The organism is Sorangium sp. So ce1014 (assembly GCF_051521505.1).
Taxonomy (GTDB): domain Bacteria; phylum Myxococcota_A; class Polyangia; order Polyangiales; family Polyangiaceae; genus Sorangium.
This window is the reverse complement of record NZ_CP150356.1, coordinates 9058485-9081501: the sequence shown is the minus strand read 5'-3', so window position 1 is coordinate 9081501 and position 23017 is coordinate 9058485. Positions and strand designations below refer to the sequence as shown.

Annotated in this window: 5 protein-coding genes; 4 read left to right on the top strand and 1 reads right to left on the bottom strand. The window is 73.5% G+C overall.

Translation table 11 applies throughout. The annotated features are described in order from the left end of the window. Positions 1–123 precede the first annotated feature (123 nt). On the bottom strand, positions 124–750 hold the full coding sequence (locus WME75_RS34370) for a glutathione S-transferase family protein (RefSeq protein WP_437479738.1): 627 nt from the start codon (positions 748–750) through the stop codon (positions 124–126). A 911-nt stretch (positions 751–1661) separates the two neighbouring features. Here WME75_RS34370 and WME75_RS34365 point away from each other — a divergent pair. The 4 genes from WME75_RS34365 to WME75_RS34350 all read left to right on the top strand — a co-directional run bounded on the left by WME75_RS34365 (position 1662) and on the right by WME75_RS34350 (position 22926). After that, a complete protein-coding gene (locus tag WME75_RS34365; RefSeq protein ID WP_437479735.1) occupies positions 1662–17189 on the top strand; it encodes an SDR family NAD(P)-dependent oxidoreductase in 15528 nt (5175 codons plus the stop codon). A gap of 8 nt (positions 17190–17197) precedes the next feature. Beyond that, positions 17198–21154 carry a type I polyketide synthase gene (locus tag WME75_RS34360; RefSeq protein ID WP_437479732.1) on the top strand — a complete coding sequence of 1319 codons (3957 nt, stop codon included), beginning with the start codon at positions 17198–17200 and terminating at the stop codon, positions 21152–21154. 267 nt (positions 21155–21421) lie between these two features. Then, the gene (locus WME75_RS34355) at positions 21422–21829 is read left to right on the top strand and encodes a DUF7793 family protein (RefSeq protein ID WP_437479729.1); all 408 of its coding nucleotides are present in this window, start codon (positions 21422–21424) and stop codon (positions 21827–21829) included. Continuing rightward, entirely contained in the window at positions 21826–22926 is a 1101-nt protein-coding gene (locus WME75_RS34350) for a PAS domain S-box protein (RefSeq protein WP_437479727.1), read from the top strand. Before WME75_RS34355 ends, WME75_RS34350 begins: the two co-directional genes overlap by 4 nt. Positions 22927–23017: the final 91 nt, after the last annotated feature.

The following is a 23017-nucleotide window of genomic DNA, read 5'->3' as shown; positions in this document are numbered from 1 at the left end:
AGGGCGCCCGGGCGCGGGGCCCGACAGCGCGCCGACAGCGCTGGATGACAGTCGGTCCTGGCGGCGCGGGCGGCGCAGGGGAGGGGGCGCCTCGCCCGCTCGGCGAGCGGGGCGCCCGCGGGCTCAGGTCTCGACCATCGCCGCCTTGACGGCCGGTCGCTCCATCATGCGGCCGAGCCAGCCCTGCAGGTGCTTCTGCTCGGAGACGTCGATCTTCGCCGCCGGGAGGCCCCAGCCGAGCACGGACGCGAGGTCGAGATCCGCCAGGGTACAGCGCTCGCCGGTGAGGTACGGGCGGCCGGCGAGGTGGCCGTCGAGGATGCGGAGCAGGCCGCGCGTCTCGGTCAGGGCCTGCTCGGCCTGCTTCGCGTCGCGCAGCTCCTCCGCGAAATAGTCGCTCGTGTTCGCGATGTAGCGGAACAGGGCGGCGGCGAGGCTGACCTGGCCCCAGACGAGCCAGGTCAGGGCCGTGAGCTGCTCGGGCGAGCCGGGGGCCGGCCACAGGCCCTTCTGGACGCCGTAGCGCTCGCCGAGGGCGATCTGGATCGCCACCGCCTCGAACATCGGGGTGCCGTCGATCACGAGGGTCGGCACCTTGCCATTGGGGTTGAGGGCGAGGAACGCCGGCTTCTTCTGGTCTCCGGCGCGCAGGTCGACCCGGACGGCCTCGTGGGGGAGGTCGAGCTCGGCGAGCGACAGGCTGATGCGCCCGGCGCTGGACATCGGAGAGTAATAGAACGTGATGGACATGGGGGTAGCCTCCGGCGCCCCTTGTAGTTGATCCGACTCGCCGACGTCACGCCCGACGTGCAGCGGAACCCCGGGCTGGTTCGGATCTCGCTGGCGCGACGGATGCGCGGCATTTGCCGTGCGGAGCAAGAATCCGACGTGGGGGGGTGGTGAGCTGGCGAAGGGCGAAGGGGGCGGTCCTTCGCTGGTCGTGCCTCCGAGCCGGAGATGCGCCGAGACCGAGGACATCGGCAGCGGCCGCGTGCCTGTGGGGTGACGCCTCGCCGGCGGCTCCGGCGTTGAGCGGGGCCGCACTCGATCCAGGGCTCTGTCCCGGCGTCCTGCTCCTCGCCCGCGAGCTTCGATGATCGATGGGGGCGGGGGATGGTGATTACATCAGCTCATCTTGTCGGAGCCGCTCGCCAGCCGCGCCAACGCGCGGATACGATTGACAATGGAGTGCTCATGCTGCTCCAGTAGATTGGAATCGATACGTGACTGTCTCGACCTTAATTCGCTCTGCAAGCCACGGCGCCAGAAGCTCCCCGAAAAAACCGACGGTCTCCGCCCTCCCGACCGGGAGCGAGGTGCATGGCGCATTTTTCCAGCAAGCCCGTGAGCACCTCCGGGTTCGTCACGGCGCGGCGCGACCCGGGCGACCCGAGCGACCCGAGCGACCCGAGCGACACGACAACTCGAGTTGATCCACGAATTCTGCATAAATCATCGTTAAACTCCGCTCATGGCATTCGCGAACGTTTGATTGGTTACTGATCGGCAATACATTTAACTAAACTTGCGTAAGCCCTTGTTTCCTGTAATGATTGCCATGGGGGAGGGGCTGTGCTCTCGGTGTCTCGGCCCTGAGATCTGGCCGGCGCCGGAGCTCCATCGGAGGCGAGGTCTCTTCACCTCTCCTGAAGGAGACGGCTATGTCGCGCGACCCACTGACGCAGCGCTCCACCCTTGCCGAGGTACAGAAATGGCTCACGGAGAGGATCGCGGAGCGCTCGGGCGCGCCGCCACGGTCGATCGATCCCGGTGCGCGGTTCAGCCATTGCGGGCTCGACTCCATGGCTGCGATGAGCCTGATCGCCGCGCTGGGGGAGGCCATCGGGCGGCCGCTCCACCCCACGCTGATATGGGAGTGCCCCACGATCGAGCGGCTGGCGCGTCACGTGGCCGAGGGACCGAGCCTCTCGCCTGCTCCTCGCGGCGCGCGCCCGGGTGAGGGGGCACTCGGGGCGCGGGGCGCCGAGCCCATCGCCATCGTCGGTGTCGCCTGCCGGTTCCCGCAAGCGCCGGACCGTGACGCCTTCTGGCGGCTCCTGCGGGGCGGCGTGGACGCGACCTCCGACGTCCCTCCGGGGCGGTGGGAGGTCGACGCGCTCTACAGCGCCGATCCCGGCGCTCCCGGGAAGATGAGCGCGCGCCGTGGCGGGTTCCTGGACCAGGTCGACCATTTCGATCCGCAATTCTTCGATATCTCGCCACGCGAGGCCGTCCAGATGGACCCCCAGCAAAGGCTGATGCTGGAGCTCTCGTGGGAGTCGCTGGAGGACGCCGGCGTGCCGCCGCGGTCGCTCGAGGGCAGCCAGACCGGCGTGTTCTTCGGCGCCATGTGGGGCGATTACGCGAGGGTGAATGGCGGCCATATCGACGCGATCGTCCAGCATACGGCCGCCGGGCAGGACCTGAGCATCCTCGCCGCCCGGGTCTCCTATGCGCTCGGCCTCCAGGGGCCCAGCCTGCACGTGAACACCGCCTGCTCCTCGGCGCTCGTCGCGGTCCACCTCGCGTGCCAGAGCCTGCGGCTTGGAGAGTGCGACCTCGCGCTCGCCGGAGGCGTGAACCTGATCGTCGCCCCGGAGAGCATGGTCGCCATCTCCAAGTTCGGGGCGCTCGCGCCCGACGGCCGCTCGAAGGCCTTCGACGCGCGCGCAAACGGGTATGCCCGCGGCGAGGGCGGCGGCGTGGTCGTGCTCAAGCCGCTCTCCCTCGCGCTCGCGGCCGGCGACCCCATTTACTGCGTGATCCGCGGCAGCGCCGTCAACAACGACGGGCTCAGCAACGGGCTCTCCGCGCCGAACCCGAAGGCGCAGGAAGCCCTCCTCCGCGAGGCCTACGCGCGCGCGCGGGTGAGGCCGGAGCAGGTCGATTACGTCGAGGCCCACGGCACCGGCACCATCCTCGGAGACCCCATCGAGGCGAGGGCGCTGAGCGCCGTCCTGTGCGCAGACCGCCCGCCGGAGCGGCCGCTCCGGATCGGGTCCGTCAAGACCAACATCGGCCACCTAGAGGGCGCCGCGGGCATCGCCGGGCTCATCCGCGTCGCGCTCTCGATGCGGCACCTGGAGCTGCAGCCGAGCCTCCACTTCGAGCAGCCGAATCCGCACATCCCGTTCGACGATCTGCGGCTCTCGGTGCAGCGAGCGACGGAGTGGTGGCCCGAGAAGGAGCACGGGCCGGCCCTGGCCGGCGTCAGCTCCTTCGGATTCGGCGGGACCAACTGCCACGTCGTGCTCGAGGCGGCGCGGCGCCGGGATGCGCACCTCCTGCCGCTGTCCGCGCCGAGCGCAGGGGAGCTCGCGGCGCTGGTCCGGCGCGTCCATGCGCTCGCCACCTCGAGCGGCGAGCGGCCCCACGTGCAGGCGCTCTGCGGCGCGGCCGCGGCGCGGCTCAGCGGGGAGGAGCACAGGGGGGAGGAGCACAGGCTCGCGCTCACCGTCTCCTCCCATGAAGAGCTCGCCGCGCGCCTCGACGCCCTCCTGGCCGTGCACGCGCAGCCGGGCGGCTCGATCGGCGAGGCGACTGGCCAGCCGCCGAAGATCGCCTTCGTGTTCGGAGGGCACGGCTCGCAGTGGCTCTCCATGGGGCGCGATCTCCTGCAAGATGAGCCCGTCTTCCGGTCGACCCTGCAGCGATGCGACGCGGCGATGCAGCCGCACGCGAGCTGGTCGCTGCTCGCCGCGCTGGCGACGGGCGACGAGCGCCTGCTCGAGGAGGCCGACGTCGTCCAGCCTACCATCTTCGCGATCCAGGTCGCGCTCGCGGCGTTATGGCGATCCTGGGGTATCGAGCCGGATGCGGTGGTGGGGCAGAGCATCGGCGAGGTCGCGGCGGCCTGTGTCGCTGGCGCGTTGACCCTCGAGGACGCCGCCGCCGTCATCTGCGCCATGGGCAGGCTGGTCAGGCAGAGGAGCGGCTCGGGCGGGGTGGCCGTCCTGGAGCTCTCCGTCGCCGACACGGCGCGCGCGCTCGAAGGCCACGAGGGCCGCCTCTGGATCGCGGGGAGCAACAGCCCGGGATCCACCCTGGTCTCGGGGGAGGCGGCGGCGCTGGAGACGCTGCTCCAGGCGCTCGCCGATCAGGGGGTGACGGGCAGGCAGGTCCGGATGGATTACGCCTCGCACAGCCCGCACATGGACGCGCTGTGCCCCGAGCTCCAGCGCGCCCTCGGGGGGATCGCGCCGCGCGGCGGCGGGACGCCGATCTACTCGACCGTGACGGGGGCGCGCCTCGACGGCGCGGCGCAGGACGCCGCGTACTGGGCGCGCAACCTGCGGGAGCCGGTGCACCTCGCCGGCGCGCTCGATCGGCTGATCGACGACGGATACAGCGTCTTTCTCGAGCTCGATCCTCACCCCGTCCTCACCCATGCCGTCGCGTCCAGCCTGGCCCGGAAGGGACGGAGCGGCGTCGCGCTGCCGTCGCTGCGGCGGGACGAGGCGGCCCGGGCGTGCCTGCTCGACTCGCTGGGGGCCCTGTACATGCTCGGCGCGCCTGTCGCGTGGCGCCGGCTGGCTTCACCCGGCGCGCCGGACGCCCTGCCGGTGCCGATCGAGGGGCCGCGCGCTCCCGGGCCGGACGCGGCCTCCCGACGAGCGGAGGCGGGCGAGCCTGCCCCGCCCGACCTGCTCGTGCTCTCGGCGCGCTCCAGGCCGGCGCTCCTCGCGCTCGCGGGATCGGTGGCGTCCCGGCTGCGCTCGCCGGAGAGCGCTCTGCTGCGCGATGTCTGCTACACGGCGAGCGTCCGGCGCAGCCATCTCGAGCACCGGCTGGCTGTCGTGGGCTGCTCGCAGGAGGAGATGGCCGGCGCCCTCGACGACCTCGCGCGCGGCGGCGTCGCGCGTGCCGGCGCGGCGCAGGGCGAGGCGCCGCCGGGGCAGCGCCCCACGGTGGCGCTCGTGTTCTCGGGCCAGGGGTCGCAATGGCCGGGGATGGGGCGGGCGCTCCTCCGGCAGGAGCCGGTCTTCCGCGACGTGGTGGAGGCGTGCGACAGGCTGCTCGCGACGCTCGCCGGCTGGTCGCTGCTGGAAGCGCTCGAGGCGCCGGAGGCCTCGTCGCGCCTGCACGAGACGCAGGTGGCCCAGGCCGCGCTGTTCGCGGTGCAGGTCGGGCTCGCGGCGCTCCTCGGCTCCTGGGGGATCGCCGCGGACGCCGTGATCGGGCACAGCGTCGGGGAGATCGCGGCAGCGCACGTCGCCGGGGCGCTCAGCCTCGAGGAGGCGGTGCGCATCGTCCACCACCGGGGACGGCTCATGCAGCGGGCGACCGGGCTCGGGAAGATGGTCTCCGTCCAGGCGTCCCCGGAGCAGGCGGCGCGCGCGCTCGAAGGATACGAGGGGCGGCTCTCGATCGCCGCCGTCAACGACCCCGGCTCGGTCGTGCTGTCCGGCGACGCGGCGGCGCTCGGCGAGGTGGTGGCGGAGCTCCGGCGCGCCCGGGTGCACTGCCGCGAGCTGCCGGTGAACTACGCGTTCCACAGCCCCCAGATGGAGCCGTTCCGGGGGGAGCTCGCGAGCGCGCTCGGGGAGATCGCGCTGCGCCGCGCGGACAGGCTCATGGTGAGCACCGTGACGGGCGACGGCATCGGCGGCGAGGAGCTCGACGCGTCGTACTGGGCGAGGAACCTCCGGGAGCCGGTGCTCCTCGCGCGCGCGATCGAGAGCGCCGTGACCGCCGGACACCGGATCTTCCTGGAGGTGGGGCCGCACCCTGTGCTCTCGGCCAACGTGCAGCGGTGCCTCTCGGCGCGAGGGGTCGACGGGCTGGTCGCCCCGACCTTGCGCCGGGGCCGCGACGAGCGGCGCTGCCTGCTCGAGTCGCTGGGCGCCCTCCACACGCGCGGGTGCCCGGTCGAATGGGCCCGGATGTATCCGACGGGCGGGCGCTGCGTGCCGCTGCCGGTTTATCCCTGGCAGCGGAAGCGATACTGGCTGGAGGCGCCCGGGGACACGCGGCGGCGCGAGGCGCCGGGCGCGCCCCCTCCGGCGCTCCCGTCGCTCCTCCGGTCGGCCGACGCGGCGGCCTTCGCGGCGCAGCTCGGGCTCTCGGCGGCGCTCTCGACCGAGGAGCTCGGCCTCGTCGGCCGGGTGCTCGAGGCGCTGCGGGCAAGGGTGGATCAGGAGCGCGCGGAGGCGGAGATCCAGCCGTGGCTCCATGAGCTCTCGTGGAAGCCGCAGCCCCTGCCGCCGCGCCCGCGCTCCTCCACGCCCGGGCACTGGGTCGCGCTCGTCGACGAGGGAGTCACAGGAGACAGGCTGGCGGATGCGCTCGAGGCGGCGGGCGCGACATGCTCCCGGCTCCGCCTGGGGAGCGCCGCGCGGCGCGCGGCAGAGCCGACGTGGACCTGCGACCCGACGCCGGAGAGCCTCGCGGCGTGGTGGGCGGAGCGCGCGGCCGAGCGCGGGCCGGTGCGCGGCGTGGTCCACCTGTGGAGCCTCGGCGCCGCGCCTCAGGGCGAGGACACGCTGGACGCCGCGCTCGAGCGAAGCGTCGAGAGCGCGCCGGCCTTGCTGCGCGCCGCCCTGCAGGCAGAGCGCGGCGAGCGGCCGCGGATCTGGTTCGTGACCCGCGGGGCGGTGTCGGTGGGCGCGGGCGACCCGGTCACGGCGCCCGCGCAGGCGGCGCTCTGGGGGCTTGGCCGGACGCTGGCGCTCGAGCATCCGGAGGTCTGGGGAGGGCTCGTCGACCTGCCGTCCTCGCCCGGGGAACACGACGTCCCCGCGCTCCTGGCGCAGGTGCTGAGCCCCGACGCGGAGGACCACGTCGCGCTCAGGCCGTCGGGGCGGTTCGTCGAGCGGCTCGTGCGCTGCAGCGGCGGGCCGCCGGCCGGCGCGCCGGCCTGGTCCACGTCGGGCACGGCGCTCATCACCGGGGGGCTCGGCGCGCTGGGCAGGCATGTCGCGCGGTGGGCGGCGCAGCGGGGCGCGCGGCACCTCGTGCTCACGAGCCGCCAGGGAGGGTCAGGCGACGACGGCGCCTTCATCGCGTCGCTCGAGGCGCTCGGGGCGTCGGTGACCGTCGCGCAGGCCGACGCGGCCGACGCGGGGGCGATGGCCGCCGTGCTCGCGGACATCGACGCCCGGCTGCCGCCGCTCTCCGCGGTGTTTCATCTGGCGGGCGTCTCCGATCAGACGCCGCTCTCGGCCCTGGACAGCGCGGGGCTCCGCCGGGTGCTCTCGCCGAAGGTCCACGGGACCTCGGTGCTCGACGCGTTGACGCGCGACCGGCCCCTCGACGCGTTCGTGTGCTTCTCGTCGATCGCCTCGGTGTGGGGATCGGCGCGGCAGGCCAGCTACGCGGCGGCCAACGCGTTCCAGGACGCGCTCGTCAGGGCGCGCCGCGCCGCGGGGGCGCCCGCGCTCGCCGTGAGCTTCGGGCCGTGGCGCGGCGGCGGTATGGCGACGGGCGCGATCGCCTCGCTCGAGGAGCGCGGGGTGCGGGCCTTCGGCCCGGAGCAGGCCATGGCGGCCCTGTCCTTCTGCCTGACCGCCGGGGCGGCGCAGGTGGTTGTGGCCGACGTCGACTGGCCGAGGTTCTGCGCGGTGGTCGAGAGCAGCGGCCCGCGCCCGCTGCTGTCGGAGATGCCGCGCGCCGCCGAGCCCACGCCGGGCGTCGCCGAGCCCGTTCTCCGCGGCGAGCTCACGGCGGCGCCGCCGCGGGAGCGGCGCCGGATGCTCCAGCGATGGATCCAGGCCTCGGTCGCCGAGACGCTGGGGTTCGCCGAGGCCGGCGAGGTGAGCCCGACCCGGGGCTTCTTCGATCTCGGCATGGATTCGCTGATGGCCGTGGAGCTGTGCACGCGCCTGGGCCGCGCGCTCGGCCGGCCGCTGTCGTCGAGCGTGACGTTCAACCACCCGAACGTCGTCGCGATGACCGACTTCTTGCTCGACGAGCTGTCGCCGAGCAGCCCCGGCGAGGCTCCTCTGGCGGGGACCGAGGAGCGCGCGGGCGTGGACGGCGTGGCCCCCAGCGGCGCCGAAGGGCGCGCCGCGACCGGGAACGAGCCGATCGCGATCGTGGGGATGGGGTGCCGCCTGCCGGGGGGCGTGGAGAGCCCGGAGGACTTCTGGCGGCTGCTCGAGCAGGGGGTCGACGCCGTGAGGCCGATCCCGGCGGACCGCTGGGACGCCGCAGCGTACTACGACCCCGATCCGGACGCGGCCGGCAAGATGGTTGTCCGGGAGGGCGCCTTCCTGGCCACGGCGCCCGATCGGTTCGACGCGCGCTTCTTCGGGATCGCGCCGCGGGAGGCGATCCACCTCGATCCGCAGCACCGGCTGCTGCTCGAGGTCATCTGGGAGGCCATGGAGGACGCGGGCGTGGTGCCCGGCGAGCAACCGCTGACAGGCGTCTTCGTCGGGATCGGGCCGAGCGACTACGGCATCCTGCAGCGGGCGCACGCGGACCTCGAGGCGATGGACGCCTACACGCTCTCGGGGACATTCACGAGCTTCTCCGCGGGCCGGCTCTCGCACGCGCTCGGGCTCGAGGGGCCGAGCATGGCCGTCGACACGGCGTGCTCGTCGTCGCTGACGGCGATCCACCTCGCCTGCCGGAGCCTGTGGGGAGGGGAGTGCCGGGTGGCCGTCGCGGGCGGGGTCCAGCTGATGCTGGCCCCGCATCTCCCGGTGTACCTGTCGCGCCTCCACGTGCTGGCGCCGGACGGGCGGTGCAAGACGTTCTCCGCGGACGCGGACGGGTATGGCCGGGGCGAGGGCTGCGGCATGGTCGTGCTGAAGCGCCTGTCAGACGCGGTGCGCGATGGCGACCGCATCCTGGCGGTCATCCGTGGCTCTGCCGTGAACAGCGACGGCCGCAGCGCCGGCATCACCGTGCCGAACGGCAAGGCGCAGGAGGCGGTCGTGCGACAGGCGCTGGCGAGCGCGGGGCTCTCGCCCGGCGACATCGATTACGTCGAGGCGCACGGCACGGGGACGGCGCTGGGGGATCCCATCGAGGTCGAGGCGCTCGCGGCTGTCCATGGCGAGGGGAGGCCCGGAGGCCGGCCGCTCAAGATCGGCTCGGTGAAGACGAACATCGGCCACCTGGAGTCGGCGGCGGGGGTGGCCGGCCTGATGAAGGTGGTGCTGTCGCTGGGGCGCGGGGAGCTGCCGGCGCAGTTGCACACGCGCGCGCTCAACCCGCGCATTCCGTGGGCCGAGCTCCCGATCGCGGTGACGGCGGCGGCCGAGCTGTGGCCGCGCGGGGGGCGGTCCCGCCGGGCGGGCGTGAGCTCGTTCGGGATGAGCGGGACCAACGCCCATATCGTGCTGGAGGAGGCGCCCGATGTCGCCGCGCCGCCCGCTCTTCCGGACGCCCCCCTCACGCTGCTGCCCCTGTCGGCGAGGACCCCTCGGGCGCTCGCCGCCCTGGCCGAGGCCTATGAGCGCTTCCTCGGCAGCGCTCCGGCCGACACCCGGCTCGTGGACATCGCTTACACGGCGAGCGTGCGGCGCCGCCATCATGAGTTTCGCCTCGCCGTGGTGGGGCGGTCCCGGGAGGAGCTGGCCGAGGCGCTCGGTGCGTGCGCGCGTGGTGAAGGGCACCCTGCCGCGGCGAGCGGGCAGACCGTGCTCGGATGGCAGCCCCAGGTGGTCTTCGTGTTCTCGGGGCAGGGCTCGCAGTGGGTGGGGATGGGGCAGCAGCTGCTCGCCGAGGAGCCCACCTTCCGCGCGGCGATCGAGGCGTGCGAGCCGCTCGTGAAGCAGCACGCGGGCTTCTCGCTGCTCGCCGAGCTCGCCGCCCCCGAGGCGACCTCGCGGCTGGATCAAACGGAGGTCGTCCAGCCGGCGATCTTCGCCGTGCAGGTGGCCCTTTCAGCGCTGTGGAGGTCGCTGGGCGTCACGCCCGACGCCGTGATCGGCCACAGCGTCGGCGAGGTCGCGGCCGCGCATGTCGCCGGCGTCCTCAGCCTGGACGAGGCGGTCCGGCTCGTGACGATCCGCGGGCGGATCATGCAGCGCGCCACCGGCCTCGGGAAGATGGCCTCCGTCGCGCTGTCCGAGGACGAGGCGGCGGCCGTCCTGGAGGGGCGCGCGGACCGGATCTCGATCGCGGCGATCAACGACGCTCGCTCCGTGGTGCTCTCCGGCGACGCGGCCGCGCTCGAGGAGGTGGTGGTGAGCCTGCGGGCGAGGCAGGTCCCCTGCCGCATGCTGCGGGTCAATTACGCCTTCCATAGCCCGCAGATGGAGCCCTTGCAGCGAGACTTCCGGGACGCGCTGGGGGAGGTCGCGGCGGTCCGGGCGTCGCTCGCGATGTACAGCACCGTGACGGGCGAGCGCCTCGAGGGCGAGGCGCTCGACGCGGGGTACTGGGCGCGGAACATCCGTGAGCCCGTGCAGCTCGCCCGGGCTGTCGCCGCGGCGTGGGCGGACGGCCACGAGATCTGCCTGGAGGTCGGCCCGCACCCGGTGCTCCTGGCCAACCTCCAGCAGCTCCTGTCGGAGCGGGGCACGGGTGGGAAGGCGCTCCCCACGCTGCGGCGTGACCAGGGAGAGCGGCGGAGCGTGCTGCAGGCGCTCGGGGCCCTCCACGCCCACGGCTACCCGGTGCCCTGGAAGCGGCAGTACCCGTCGGGCGGGCGCTGCGTCCCGCTGCCGGCGTACCCCTGGCAGCGGGAGCGGTACTGGATCGAGGGCGTCGCGCCCGCGCCCGATCTCTCGGCGACACCCGAGGCGCCCGGGGTCGCGGAGGAGCTGCTCTACTCCGTCGCCTGGCATCGCAGCCAGCCCGGGCTCCCGCCCGCGGCCCCGCGCCCGTCGCGCGGCGCGTGGCTCCTGCTCCTGGATCGGGCCGGCACGGGCGAGGAGCTGGCCGCGCTCCTGAGCCAGCGCGGCGATGCGTGCGTGCGCGCCGTTCCGGGGGAGCGTTATGCGCGCCTCGGGGACGGACGCTACGAGGTGAACCCCTCGGACGGCGCGGCGTTCTCGGCGCTGCTGGACGACGCGTTCAAGGGGGATGCGGCGTGCCGGGGCGTCGTGCATCTCCTCGGCCTGAACGCCGCGGCGACGGAGGCGACGACGCCGGAGACGCTCGAGGGCGACTTGCGCCTCACAGGCCTGAGCGCGCTGTCCCTGGCGCAGGCGCTCTCGCGCCGGGGGTGGCGCGACGCGCCGCAGCTCTGCCTCGTGACCCGCGGCGCGCAGGCCGTGACCGAGCCGGCGCCGGTGTCCGTGGCCCAGGCGCCGCTCTGGGGCGTCGGGGGTGTGCTCTCGGCCGAGCACCCGGAGCTCCGGTGCAAGCGCGTCGATCTGAGCCCGACCCCCGCGGCCGGCGAGGCCGCCGCGCTGCTCCGGGAGCTCGACGCGGCCGACCGCGAGGACCGGATCGCGCTCCGCGGCGCGGCGCGGTACGTGGCGCGGCTCGCGCGCGGCGTCCCCGGGGCCAGCCCCGGCGCGAGCGCGAGCTTCCGCGCCGATGGCGGTTACCTGATCGCCGGGGGCCTCGAGGGGCTCGGCCTCTCGTTGGCGCGGTGGGTGGTGGACAAGGGCGCCCGCCACCTCCTGCTCACCGGCGAGGTCGGCGCAACGGAGGCGGCCCGGAGCGCGATCGCCGCGATGGAAGCGGCAGGCGCTCAGGTGGTCGTGGCCGAGGTCGACGTGGCGCAGCCGTCGCGGGCGGCCGAGGTCGTGGCGGCGATCGAGCAGCGATTCGGCGTGCTCCGAGGGGTCGTCCACGCGGAGCCGGCCGCCGCGGGCGGCTCCGCGCCGGAGCGCGACGTGCACCGCTCCTGGACCGCGGCGGCCTCGCGGGCGCGCGGGGCGTGGAACCTGCACGAGCTGACGGCGGACAGGCCCCTCGACTTCTTCCTCCTGCACGCCTCGGCGGTGCCGCTCCTCGGAGCTCCTGGCGACGCCGGCTCCGCGGCGGTCGACGCGTTCCTCGGCGCGCTCGCGCACCACCGGCGCTCCATGGGGCTGTCCGCGCTGAGCATCGACTGGGGCCTCTTCTCCGAGGAGACCCCGGTGGAGGCGCGCCACGGCGCCGCGGCGCGCCTCTCGCGCAGCGGGACGGGGCTCCTCACCGAGGCGGACGCGCTGGCCGCGCTGGAGCGCCTGCTCGGGGGAGGGGCGGCCCAGGCCGGCGTCATGAGGTTCGACCTGCGCCGGTGGCTCGAGTTCTACCCGACCGCCGCCGCGTTGCCCTTCTGGGAGCACCTGCGCAAGGAGGGCGATCGCGTGAAGCAGCGCGCGCCCGAGGTCGCGCGCCTCCGGGCGATGCTCGACGGCGCGACGCCGGAGGAGCGGCCCTCGCTGATCGAGCGCCTCATCCGGGAGCTCGCGGGCAGGGTCCTGCGGCTCGATCCGGGCTCCATCGACCGGCACGTGCCGCTGAACGATCTCGGCATCAACTCGCTGATGAGCCTGGAGCTGCGCAACGGCCTGGAGGCCGGCCTGGGGCTTTCGCTGCCGTCCACCTTGCTCTGGACCTACCCCCACGTCGCCGGGCTCGCCGCGTACCTCGTCGAGCAGCTCGGCTCTGGCGCCGGAGCTCGACCCGCGTCGCCTCCGCCAGCGCCGGCGCCGCGCGCCCCGAGCGTGGCAGCGCAGCCCGCGGCGGCGCCGGAGGTCGAGCCGATCGCCATCGTCGGCCTGTCGTGCCGGCTGCCCGGAGGCGGAGGCGATCCCGAGGCGTTCTGGCGAACGCTCGAGGACGGCGTCGACGCGATCCAGCGGGTCCCCGCGGCCCGATGGCCCGCTGACGCGATCCCCGACGGCCCGCCGGGGACGCGCTGGGCCGGGTTGCTTGACAGGGTCGACGAGTTCGACACGCGCTTCTTCGGGATCGCGCCTCGCGAAGCCACGAGCCTCGACCCGCAGCAGCGGCTCCTGCTCGAGGTGGCCTGGGAGGCGTTCGAGGACGCAGGGCAGCCCCCCGAGCGGCTCCTCCGCAGCCGGACCGGCGTGTTCGTCGGCATGGCGGCCCAGGATTACCAGCACCGCGTCGCCTCGCTCGATCCCCGGCAGCTCGACGCCTACTGCGCGACCGGCACTTGGGCGAGCACCGCCGCGGGGCGCCTGTCCTACGTCTTCGGCCTCGAGGGGCCGAGCATGACCGTGGACACGGCGTGCTCCTCCTCGCTGGTCGCGATCCACCTCGCCTGCCAGAGCCTCCGGAGCGGCGAGAGCGACATGGCGATCGCGGGGGGCGTCAGCCTCATCCTGTCCCCGCTGACGATGTGCCTGGTGGGCCAGACCCACGCGCTCTCTCCCGACGGTCGATGCAAGACGTTCGACGCCGCCGCGAACGGGTACGTGCGGGCAGAGGGCTGCGGCATGGTCGTGCTCAAGCGGCTCTCGGATGCGCAGCGGGACGGCGACAGGATCTGGGCGCTGGTCCGGGGCTCGGCCGTCAACCAGGACGGGCGCTCCTCGGGGCTGACGGCGCCGAACGTGCTCTCGCAGCAGGCGCTCCTGCGGCAGGCGCTGGAGAGCGCCCGCGTCTCGCCGGCCCAGGTGGGCTACGTCGAGGCCCACGGCACCGGCACCTCCCTCGGGGATCCGATCGAGCTCACGGCCCTGAAGGAGGTGCTGGGCGGGCCGCGGCCTGACGGGCTGCCTTGCTGGCTCGGCTCGGTGAAGACCAACATCGGCCACCTGGAGGCGGCGGCGGGGGTGGCGGGGCTCATCAAGGTCGTGCTGGCGCTGCGCCACGAGATCATCCCGAAGCACCTGCACTTCCAGACGCTGAACCCGCGGATCTCGCTCGAAGGCACGCCGTTCGCCATCCCGGTGGCGCCGCTGCCCTGGCCGTCCGGAGGCGCGCCGCGGATCGCCGGGGTGAGCTCCTTCGGCATCAGCGGGACCAACGCGCACGTCGTGGTGCAGGAGCCCCCGCCGCCCGCCCCGCCCGCGCCGGTCGACCGCGCGCATGTCGTGCTCCTCCCCCTCTCCGCGAGGAGCCCGGCCGCGCTCTCGGCCATGGCGGAGGCTTACCGGCGGCTCCTGGTCGAGGATCCCGCCGGAGCTCGTGTGGACCTCGCGGACCTCGCGTACACCGCGAGCGCGCGGCGCGGCCACCACGAGCATCGGCTGGCCGTCACCGGCGGCTCGCGGCAGGAGCTCGCCGGGCTCCTCGAGGCCTACGGGCGGGGCGAGGAGGCCGCCGGCGTCGCCCGCGGAGACGCGCGCGCGGCGGCGCGGCCCCGGGTCGTGTTCGTGTTCCCGGGCCAGGGCTCTCAGTGGCTGGGGATGGGGCGGCAGCTCCTCGCGGAGGAGCCGATCTTCCGCGAGGCCCTTGTCGCGTGCGACGCGGCGATCGCGAGGGAGACGGGGTGGTCGCTCCTGGAGGAGCTCCACGCGGGCGAGGAGCGATCGCGCCTCGCGGAGATCGACGTCGTGCAGCCAGCGCTCTTCGCGATCGGCGTGGCCCTTTCGGCGCTCTTCCGCTCGTGGGGCGTGGAGCCGGACGCCGTGGTGGGGCACAGCATGGGCGAGGTGGCGGCGGCGCACGTCTCGGGCGCGCTGACGCTGGACGACGCCGCGCGCGTCATCTGCCGCCGGAGCAAGCTGCTGCGGCGGCTCAGCGGCGCGGGGGCGATGGCGCTCGTCGAGCTGCCCATGGATCAGGCCCGGCAGGCGATCTCCGGGTACGCGGGGAGCGTGTCGGTGGCGGTGAGCAACAGCGAGCGGTCGACGGTGCTGTCCGGCGAGCCCCTCGCGCTGGACGAGATCCTGGCGGAGCTCACGCGGAGAGGGGGGTTCTGCCGCCGCGTGAAGGTGGACGTCGCGTCGCACAGCCCGCAGGTGGACCCGCTCCTCGGGGAGCTGCGGGCGGCGCTCGACGGGCTCGCGCCGGGGGCGGGGCGGGTGCCCATGCGCTCGACCGTGAGCGGGGAGATCTGCCGCGGCGAGGAGCTCGGGCCGGACTACTGGGCGAGGAACCTGCGGGATCCGGTGCTGTTCTCGGGCGCCGTGCAGCGGCTCGCGGACGACGGGCACGCGCTGTTCATCGAGATGAGCCCGCACCCGGTCCTGTCGCCCGCCATCGAGGAGGGGCTGCGCGCGAAGGCGCCCGCGGGCGCGGCGCTCCCGTCGATGCGGCGGGAGCGGGACGAGAAGCGATGCCTGCTGGAGGCGCTCGGGGCGCTCTACGCGCACGGCTACCCGGTGGACTGGAAGCGGCAGTATCCGTCAGGAGGCCGCTGCGTCTCGCTGCCGGCGTACCCCTGGCAGCGAGAGCGCTACTGGATCGACGAGGGCCCTCGGGCGTCCTGGCCCGAGGGGCACCTCGCGGCGCCGGCCGACGACGACGAGCTGCTGTACGCCGTCGAATGGGAGCGCCGCGCGCCGGTGCCGGCGAACGGCGAGGGCCGCTCCCAGCGCGGCGCCTGGCTCGTGCTCGCGGACCAGGCCGGGACCGGCGCGGAGCTCGCGGAGCTCCTGCGCCAGCGGGGCGACACCTGCGTCGTCGCGGTGACAGGCGAGATCACGGCGCGCCTCGGGTCCGGGCTCTACGCGCTGGACCTCGCGGACCCCATGGCGTTCCGGTTTTTGCTCGAGGACGCGTTCGGCGGCCGCCCGGCGTGCCGGGGCGTCGTGCACCTGTGGAGCCTCGACGCGCAGGCCGCGGACGGCGTCACGCTGGAGACGCTGGAGCGGGATCAGCACCTCGGGGCGCTGAGCGCGACGTTCCTCGCGCAGGCGCTCCTGCGCAGGGGATGGCGCGACACGCCGAGGCTGTGGCTCGTGACCCGCGGCGCGCAGGCGGTGGCGGAGGCCGCGCCGGTGTCGGTCTCGCAGGCTCCGCTCCTGGGCTTCGGCCGCGTGCTCGCCTCCGAGCACCCGGAGCTCCGGTGCACGCGCGTGGACCTCTCCCCGGCGCGCGCGCCGGAGGAGGCCGCCTCGCTCGTGCGAGAGCTCGACGCCACGGACGACGAGGATCACATCGCGCTCCGGGCGAGCGAGCGCTACGTCGCGCGGATGGCGCGCGGCGCGCTGCGGGGCAGGCTCGCCGGCGCCGTCGATCTGCGGCCGGACGGCAGCTACCTCATCGTCGGCGGGCTCGGGGGGCTCGGGCTCTCGCTGGCGCGCTGGATGGTGGCCCGGGGCGCTCGCCACCTCGTGCTGGCGGGCCGCAGCGGCGCATCCGAGGAGGCGCGGCGCGCGATCGACGCGCTCGAGGCGCGGGGCGCGCAGGTGGTCGTGGCCCAGGCGGACGTGTCGCGCCGCGACCAGGTCATCGAGCTCCTCGCGGCGATCGAGCGGCGCGCCCCGCCGCTCCGCGGGGTCGTCCATGCGGCCATGGTCATCGCCGACAGCACGGTGATGGAGCAGAGCGCCGAGCGCTTCTGGAAGACCATGGCCCCGAAGATGCACGGCGCGTGGAACCTGCACGCCCTGACCGCGAGCAGGCCGCTCGATTTCTTCGTGATGTACTCGTCGGTGGCCTCGCTGCTCGGCGCGCCGGGCAACGGGAACTACACAGCGGCGAGCGCGTTCCAGGACGCCCTCGCGCATCACCGTCGCGCGCTCGGGTTGCCCGCGCTGAGCATCAACTGGGGGATCTTCTCCGACGTGGGCATCGCGGTCCGGCAGGCCGACGTCATGGGCCGCGTGGGCGACCGGGGGATGGACAGCCTCACGGAGGCGGACGGGCTGCGGATGCTGGAGCGCCTGCTCGCGGCGGACATGCCCCAGATCGCGGTCGTCCGGTTCAACGTGCACCGGTGGCTCGAGTCCTACCCGAGCGTCGCGCGGTGGCGCTACTGGGACCGGCTCACGCGCGAGCGCGCCCGCGCGGCGCCGAGGTCGTCGGACATCGTCCGGGTCCGCGAGGCGCTGGAGAGGGAGCTGCCCGAGGAGCGGCGGTTTCGCCTGGAAGGGCACCTGAAGGAGCAGCTCGGCCGTGTGCTCCGCGTGGATCCGGCCACGATCGGCCCGCTCGAGGTGTTCGCCAGCCTCGGGATGGACTCGCTGACGAGCCTCGAGTTCCGCAACCGTCTCGAGTCCAGCCTCGGGCTCAGCCTCTCGGCGACGCTGCTGTTCACGTACCCGAACATCGCGTCGCTCGCCGACCACCTGCTCACCGAGATCGAGGCGGTCGATGCCCCCGCTGAGGAGGCGAACCAGCGGACCTTCGCCGATGTCCTCGGCGATCTCGATGAACGTGAGCTGCTGAGCCTTCTTGACGAGGAGTTGACGCTAGCCAGCGGGAGGAGATCGGTATGAGCGCGCCGGTGACAGATTACGAGGCTCGTTTACGGCAAGCGATCGCCACCATCCGGGAGCTCCGAGCCGAGCGAGACGCCCTCGCGCGCGCCAGGTCCGAGCCGATCGCCGTCATCGGCATGGCGTGCCGGTTCCCGGGCGGCGCGTCGACGCCGGAGGCCTACTGGCGGCTGCTCGAGGACGGCGTGGACGCGGTCACGGAGATCCCCGCCGAGCGGTGGCGCCTCGACCCGGCGCCCGACGAGGCCCCGGATCCGCGGGCGCGCGCGGTCCGCTGGGGCGCCTTCCTCCGGGAGGTCGACCTGTTCGACGCGCGCTTCTTCGGCATCTCGCCCCGGGAGGCGATGGCCATGGATCCGCAGCAGCGCCTCCTGCTCGAGGTGGCCTGGGAGGCCCTGGAGCGCGGCGGGCAGGTCCCGGAGCGGCTCGTGGGGACCCGCACGGGCGTGTTCCTGGGCATGAGCACCAACGATTACGCCCACCTGTGCGGCGCGTTCGATCCCGGCGCGCAGGACATCCACGCCATGACGGGCAACTTCTTCTCTTTCCCTTCAGGCAGGCTGTCCTACACGCTCGGCCTCCAGGGGCCGAGCCTGACCGTCGATACGGCGTGCTCGTCGTCGCTCGTCGCGATTCACCTCGCGTGCCAGAGCTTGCGGAGCGGCGAGTGCTCGCTCGCCCTCTCGGGCGGGGTCAACGTCATCCTGTCGCCCGTGATGATGCGGCTCATCTCGACGACAGGGGCGCTCTCGCCGGACGGCCGATGCAAGGTCTTCGACGCGGAGGCGAGCGGCTTCGTTCGCGGCGAGGGGTGCGGGCTCGTGCTCCTGAAGCGGCTCTCCGACGCGCAGGCCGACGGCGATCCCATCTGCGCCGTCATCCGGGGCTCGGCGGTCAACCAGGACGGCCGCTCCACGGGGATGACCGCTCCCAACGTCCTCTCCCAGCAATCGATGCTGAAGCAGGCCCTGGAGAACGCCGGCGTGCAGGCCTCGGAGATCGGTTACGTCGAGACACACGGGACGGGGACGTCGCTGGGGGATCCGATCGAGATCGAGGCGCTCGCGCAGATCGTGGGGAGGCCGCGTGCGACGGAGGCCGGGTGTGTCCTCGGGGCGGTGAAGACGAACATCGGTCACCTCGAGTCGGCCGCCGGCGTGGCGGGGTTGATCAAGGCCGTGCTCGCCCTCCAGCACGGCGCCATCCCGGCGAACCTTCACTTCAGGGCGCTCAACCCGCGCATCAAGCTGGAGGGCACGTCGCTCGTCATCCCCACGCGCAAGCTCGCGTGGAAGGCGGGCGGCGCCGCGCGCCTCGCCGGCGTGAGCGCGTTCGGCCTGAGCGGGACCAACGCGCATGTGATCCTGGAGGAGGCGCCGCCGAGCACCGCCGCCTCTGCGGGCGAGGCGCCGGTCGTGCTCTTGCCCCTCTCGGCGAGGAGCCCGGAGGCGCTCCTCGCGGCGGCACGGGCGTTCCGGGATCTCCTGCGCGAGCCGGTCACCGGCGCGTCTCCGCGCCTCGCGGACATCGCCTACACGGCGAGCGTCCGGCGGAGCCACCACAACCACCGCCTGGCCGTGGTGGGGAGCTCCCGGGAGGAGCTCGCGGCGTCCCTCGACGCCTGCGTCGAGGGACAGGCGCCTCCGGGGGCGACCCGGGGCGTCGCCGAGCCGGGAGCGCGGGCCAGCGTGGTCTTCGTGTTCTCGGGGCAGGGATCGCAGTGGTTCGGCATGCACCGGGAGCTCTTCGCGGAGGAGCCGAGCTACCGCGCCGCGCTCGAGGCCTGCGACGCGCTCGTGCGGCGCCACGCGGGCTGGTCGCTCCTGGGCGAGCTCGATGCGCCCGAGGCGACCTCGCGCTTGCAGGAGACGGAGGTGGCCCAGCCGGCGCTCCTCGCCGTCCAGGTGGCGATGACCGAGCTCTGGCGGTCCCTGGACATCCGGCCCGGCGCGGTCGTCGGGCACAGCGTCGGCGAGGTCGCGGCCGCGCACCTCGCGGGCGTCCTGAGCCTGGAGGAAGCCGTCCGGCTGGTGGTGCTGCGTGGGCGCCTGATGCAGCGGACGAAGGGCCGCGGGAAGATGGCCCTCGTCGCGGTGCCGGCCGAGGAGGCGGCGCGTGTCCTCGAGGGCTCGGGCGATCGTCTCACCATCGCGGCCGTCAACGATCCGCGCTCGGCCGTGCTGGCCGGCGAGGAGGAGGCGCTCTCGGACGTGCTGCGCCGCCTGCGCGAGGACGGGGTGGACTGCCGCCTGCTACCGGTGAGCCACGCGTTCCACAGCGCGCAGATGGCGCCGCTGGATCGCGAGCTCGAGATCGCGCTCTCCGGGCTCTCTCCACGGAGGGCGGCGTTGCCCCTGTTCAGCTCGGTGACCGCCGCGCCGGTCGCGGGGAGCGAGCTCGATCCGGCGTACTGGGCGAGGAACATGAGAGAGCCGGTGCGGTTCGCGGGCGCCGTCGACGCCGCGCTGGCCGCGGGGTACCGGATCTTCCTCGAGGTCGGCCCGCACCCCGTCCTCTCCGGCCACCTCCAGCAGTGCTTCTCCGCGCGGGGGGCGGAGGCCCATGCGGTCTTCTCGTTGCGGCGAGGGTTCCCGGCGCGGCGGTGCCTGCTGCAGTCGCTCGGGGCGCTCCACGCGCACGGCCATGCCGTCGCGTGGAAGCGCCTCTATCCGGCTGGAGGGCGCTGTGTCTCGCTGCCGACGGTTGCCTGGCAGCGGACGCGGCACTGGATCGAGCGCGAGCGACCGGAGGCGCCGGACGCCCCGGCCGCGCCGCGCGCGTCCGGCGGCGCGCCCGCCCCCGAGCCGGACGCGGGCGGCGCGGCGGCGGTCGCCCTGGTCGAGCGCCTCAGGGCGGCCACGGCCGGCGAGCGCCGGCGGGCGATGGAGGGGTGGCTGCAGACCTCCGCGGCGCAGACGCTGGGGCTCGACGATCCGGGGAAGATCGCGCCGGGCGCGAGCCTGCTCGATCTCGGGCTCGACTCGCTGATGAGCCTGGAGCTCCGCGACCGGCTCGAGCTGGGCTTCAAGGTCAAGCTGCCGATCAACCTGCTGCTCGAGCATCCGACCGTCGCGGCGCTCGCCGAGCGCGCGCTGGACGCGCTGAGCTTGCCCGCGCCGCCGGGCGGCGAGCGCGCGCCCGAGGACGGCGGAGCGCCGCGAAGGTCGCCGCTCGTCGCGATCCGGCCCGGCGGCGAGGGATCGCCGTTCTTCTGCGTCCACCCGTTCGGCGGGCCGGTGCTCTGCTACACCGAGCTCGCTCGCCACCTGGGGACGGAGCGGCCCTTCTACGGCCTCCAGGCGAGCGGGCTGGACGACGGCGCCGCGCCCGACGAGCGGATCGAGGACATGGCCGCGCGTTATATCGAGGCCATCCGGGCCGTGAAGCCGGCGGGCCCCTACCTGCTCGGCGGCTGGTCGCTCGGCGGGCTCGTTGCGTTCGAGATGGCCCACCAGCTCGTGAGGTGCGGTGAGCGCGTCGCGCTCCTGGCCATGATCGATGGCTACATCTCGATCCCGAGCAGCCCTGAGCGCCGGCTGTGGCAGCTCGTCGAGTCCGCGAGGATGGCCCGCCCCGGGATGGCGTACGACGAGCTCTGCCGGCTCGACGAGGGCGAGCTGACGGAGCTCGTCCTCGGCGCAGCGCGCGGCGTGGCGCCGGGCTTCGCCGCCGCGGTCAAGCGGCTTGGGGCGGCTCACGGGCGGGCCGCGCGCTCCTACGTGATGCCCTGTTATGGTGGTCGTGTGGTCTATTTCCGGGCAGCGGAGCAGCCGCCGCCCGGCCCCTTTGGCCCGGCGACCGAGCCCTACGGGACTCTCTATCAGCCCATGGATGGGATCTCGTCACAACCGATCGAGATCGATGAAGTACCGGGATCTCATCACACGATGCTCCGGGAGCCTCACGTCAGGGTCCTGGCAGAGCGGCTCCGGGAGTGCCTGCTCGCCGCGGACATCCGCCCCTGAGGACCACGGTGAGGCGCGCGGGGCCCCGGGGGCCGCGCCGCGCGCAGCAGGCAGAGCGGAGTACATGGAGCGCTCCTGTGATCCTTCGCTCCGCGTCTGCTCGGGCGTGCAGCTGTGCTGCTCGCCCCGATGTGTCTACAACGAAACGCTACTCTGTCCGATAGAATTACGGTAGAAGTTTATGGGGCACCCGTACGGAGCGGCCGTTCTGGTGTGTTCGCGGCCGGATGGTCTCCGCGAGCGGATGGCCGGCGTGAGGAGAATAGGGTGGACAACAGCACGGTGGTAACCTTCTCGTCCGGTAAGATCTGGCTCGACGAGGTGAACGGGATTATTCGGGTCGAGTTCGCGCCCGGGACCCATCAGACGCTCCAGATCGCCCGAGAGGTCATCGCCGGTATCAGCGCGATCGGCGACGGCGCGCGGCGGCCCGCGCTCGTCGATCTCACCAAGGTGAAGGCGATTGACCGCGACGCCCGGTCCTACTATGGGGGCCCCGAGTCGATCGCGAGCTGGCCTGCTCTGGCGATGCTGACCGACTCGCCCTTGAGCACGACGATCGCGAACATCTGGCTCGCGGTCTACAGCGCGATCAACGGGCGACGCGCCAACCCGTCCAAGATTTTTTCCGACGAGGCGGCCGCGGTCGAGTGGTTGAAAGGGTTCCGTTCGTGAGCGAAGGAGAGCCGTCGACCGACTCTCGTGTTGCCGAGCTCTGCTCGATCCTCCTCGGGGCGAGTCCAGCGGAGGGCGCGGTCCCAGGCGGAGCAAGCTTCGACCTGGCGAAGCGCGCCGCCGAGGCGCTGGTGGAGGAGGTGATCGAGCGGCGAGCGAGGGAGGAGCGGCTGGAGCGCCGGCTCAACGACATCATGGTGATGCTCAACTCCATCGTGTCGTTCGACTTCTCGAAGCGAGCGGAGATCAGCGAGCGAGGCGACTCCTGGGACGCGCTGGCGCTCGGCCTGAACATGGTGGCCGAGGAGCTCTCCTCCAGGGTGGTGTCCAGGGAGTACGTCGATAACATCCTCCAGTCGATGAGCGATCTGGTCGTCGTGGTGGACAAGGCGGGCACCATCACCAGCGTGAACGCCGCGGCGTGCCGCCTGTCGGCCTACGCCGCAGAGGAGCTCGTGGGCGCGCCTGCGAGCAGCATCTTTCCGGCCGCGTTCCCCTGCGTCATGGGCGATGACGAGAGCAGCGTCCTGATCGAGGAGACGGCGTTCCAGAAGAAGACAGGGGAGATCGCCGCTGTCTCTCTCTCGACCTCCATCATCGCCGACAGCGTCGGGGAGAGCCAGGGGCTTGTCTGCGTCGCGCGAGATCTCACCGAGCGCAAGCGCCTCGAGGAGGAGGAGCGCCAGCGCCTCGAGCAGGTGGTGGAGACCCAGGCGCTCCTCCTCGAGGAGCTCTCGACGCCGCTCATGCCGATCGCGGATCAGATCCTGGCCATGCCGGTGATTGGCTCCGTGGACGATCGCCGCTCGATCCAGATCATGGAGACGCTGCTGAACGGCGTCGTGGCGCGGGAGGCGCGGATCGTCATCATCGATATCACCGGCGTGCGGAAGATCGATGCGCGGGCGGTGCAGGGCATCGTCAACTCGGTGAAGGCGGTCAAGCTCCTCGGCGCGCAGGTGGTGCTGACCGGCATCCGGCCGGAGGTCGCCGTGGCGCTCATGGAGCTCGAGTTCAACCTCGGTGGCATCTACACGTTCGGCTCGTTGCAGACCGGCATTGGATACGCCATGAAGCAGCTCCAGAAGCCGGCTTGATCTGACAGGCGACGTGGCCGCGACGGCGAGCCCGGCATCGTCCTTGCCCATGTCGGGCTCGCCGCGCCTCCGGAGAGGCGCGCTCCGAAAG

What these genes read in the sequence shown, in the direction of transcription:
- WME75_RS34370 (WP_437479738.1), bottom strand. Translation starts at nt 750, where the DNA reads ATGTCCATCACGTTCTATTACTCTCCGATGTCCAGCGCCGGGCGCATC.
- WME75_RS34365 (WP_437479735.1), top strand. Translation starts at nt 1,662, where the DNA reads ATGTCGCGCGACCCACTGACGCAGCGCTCCACCCTTGCCGAGGTACAG.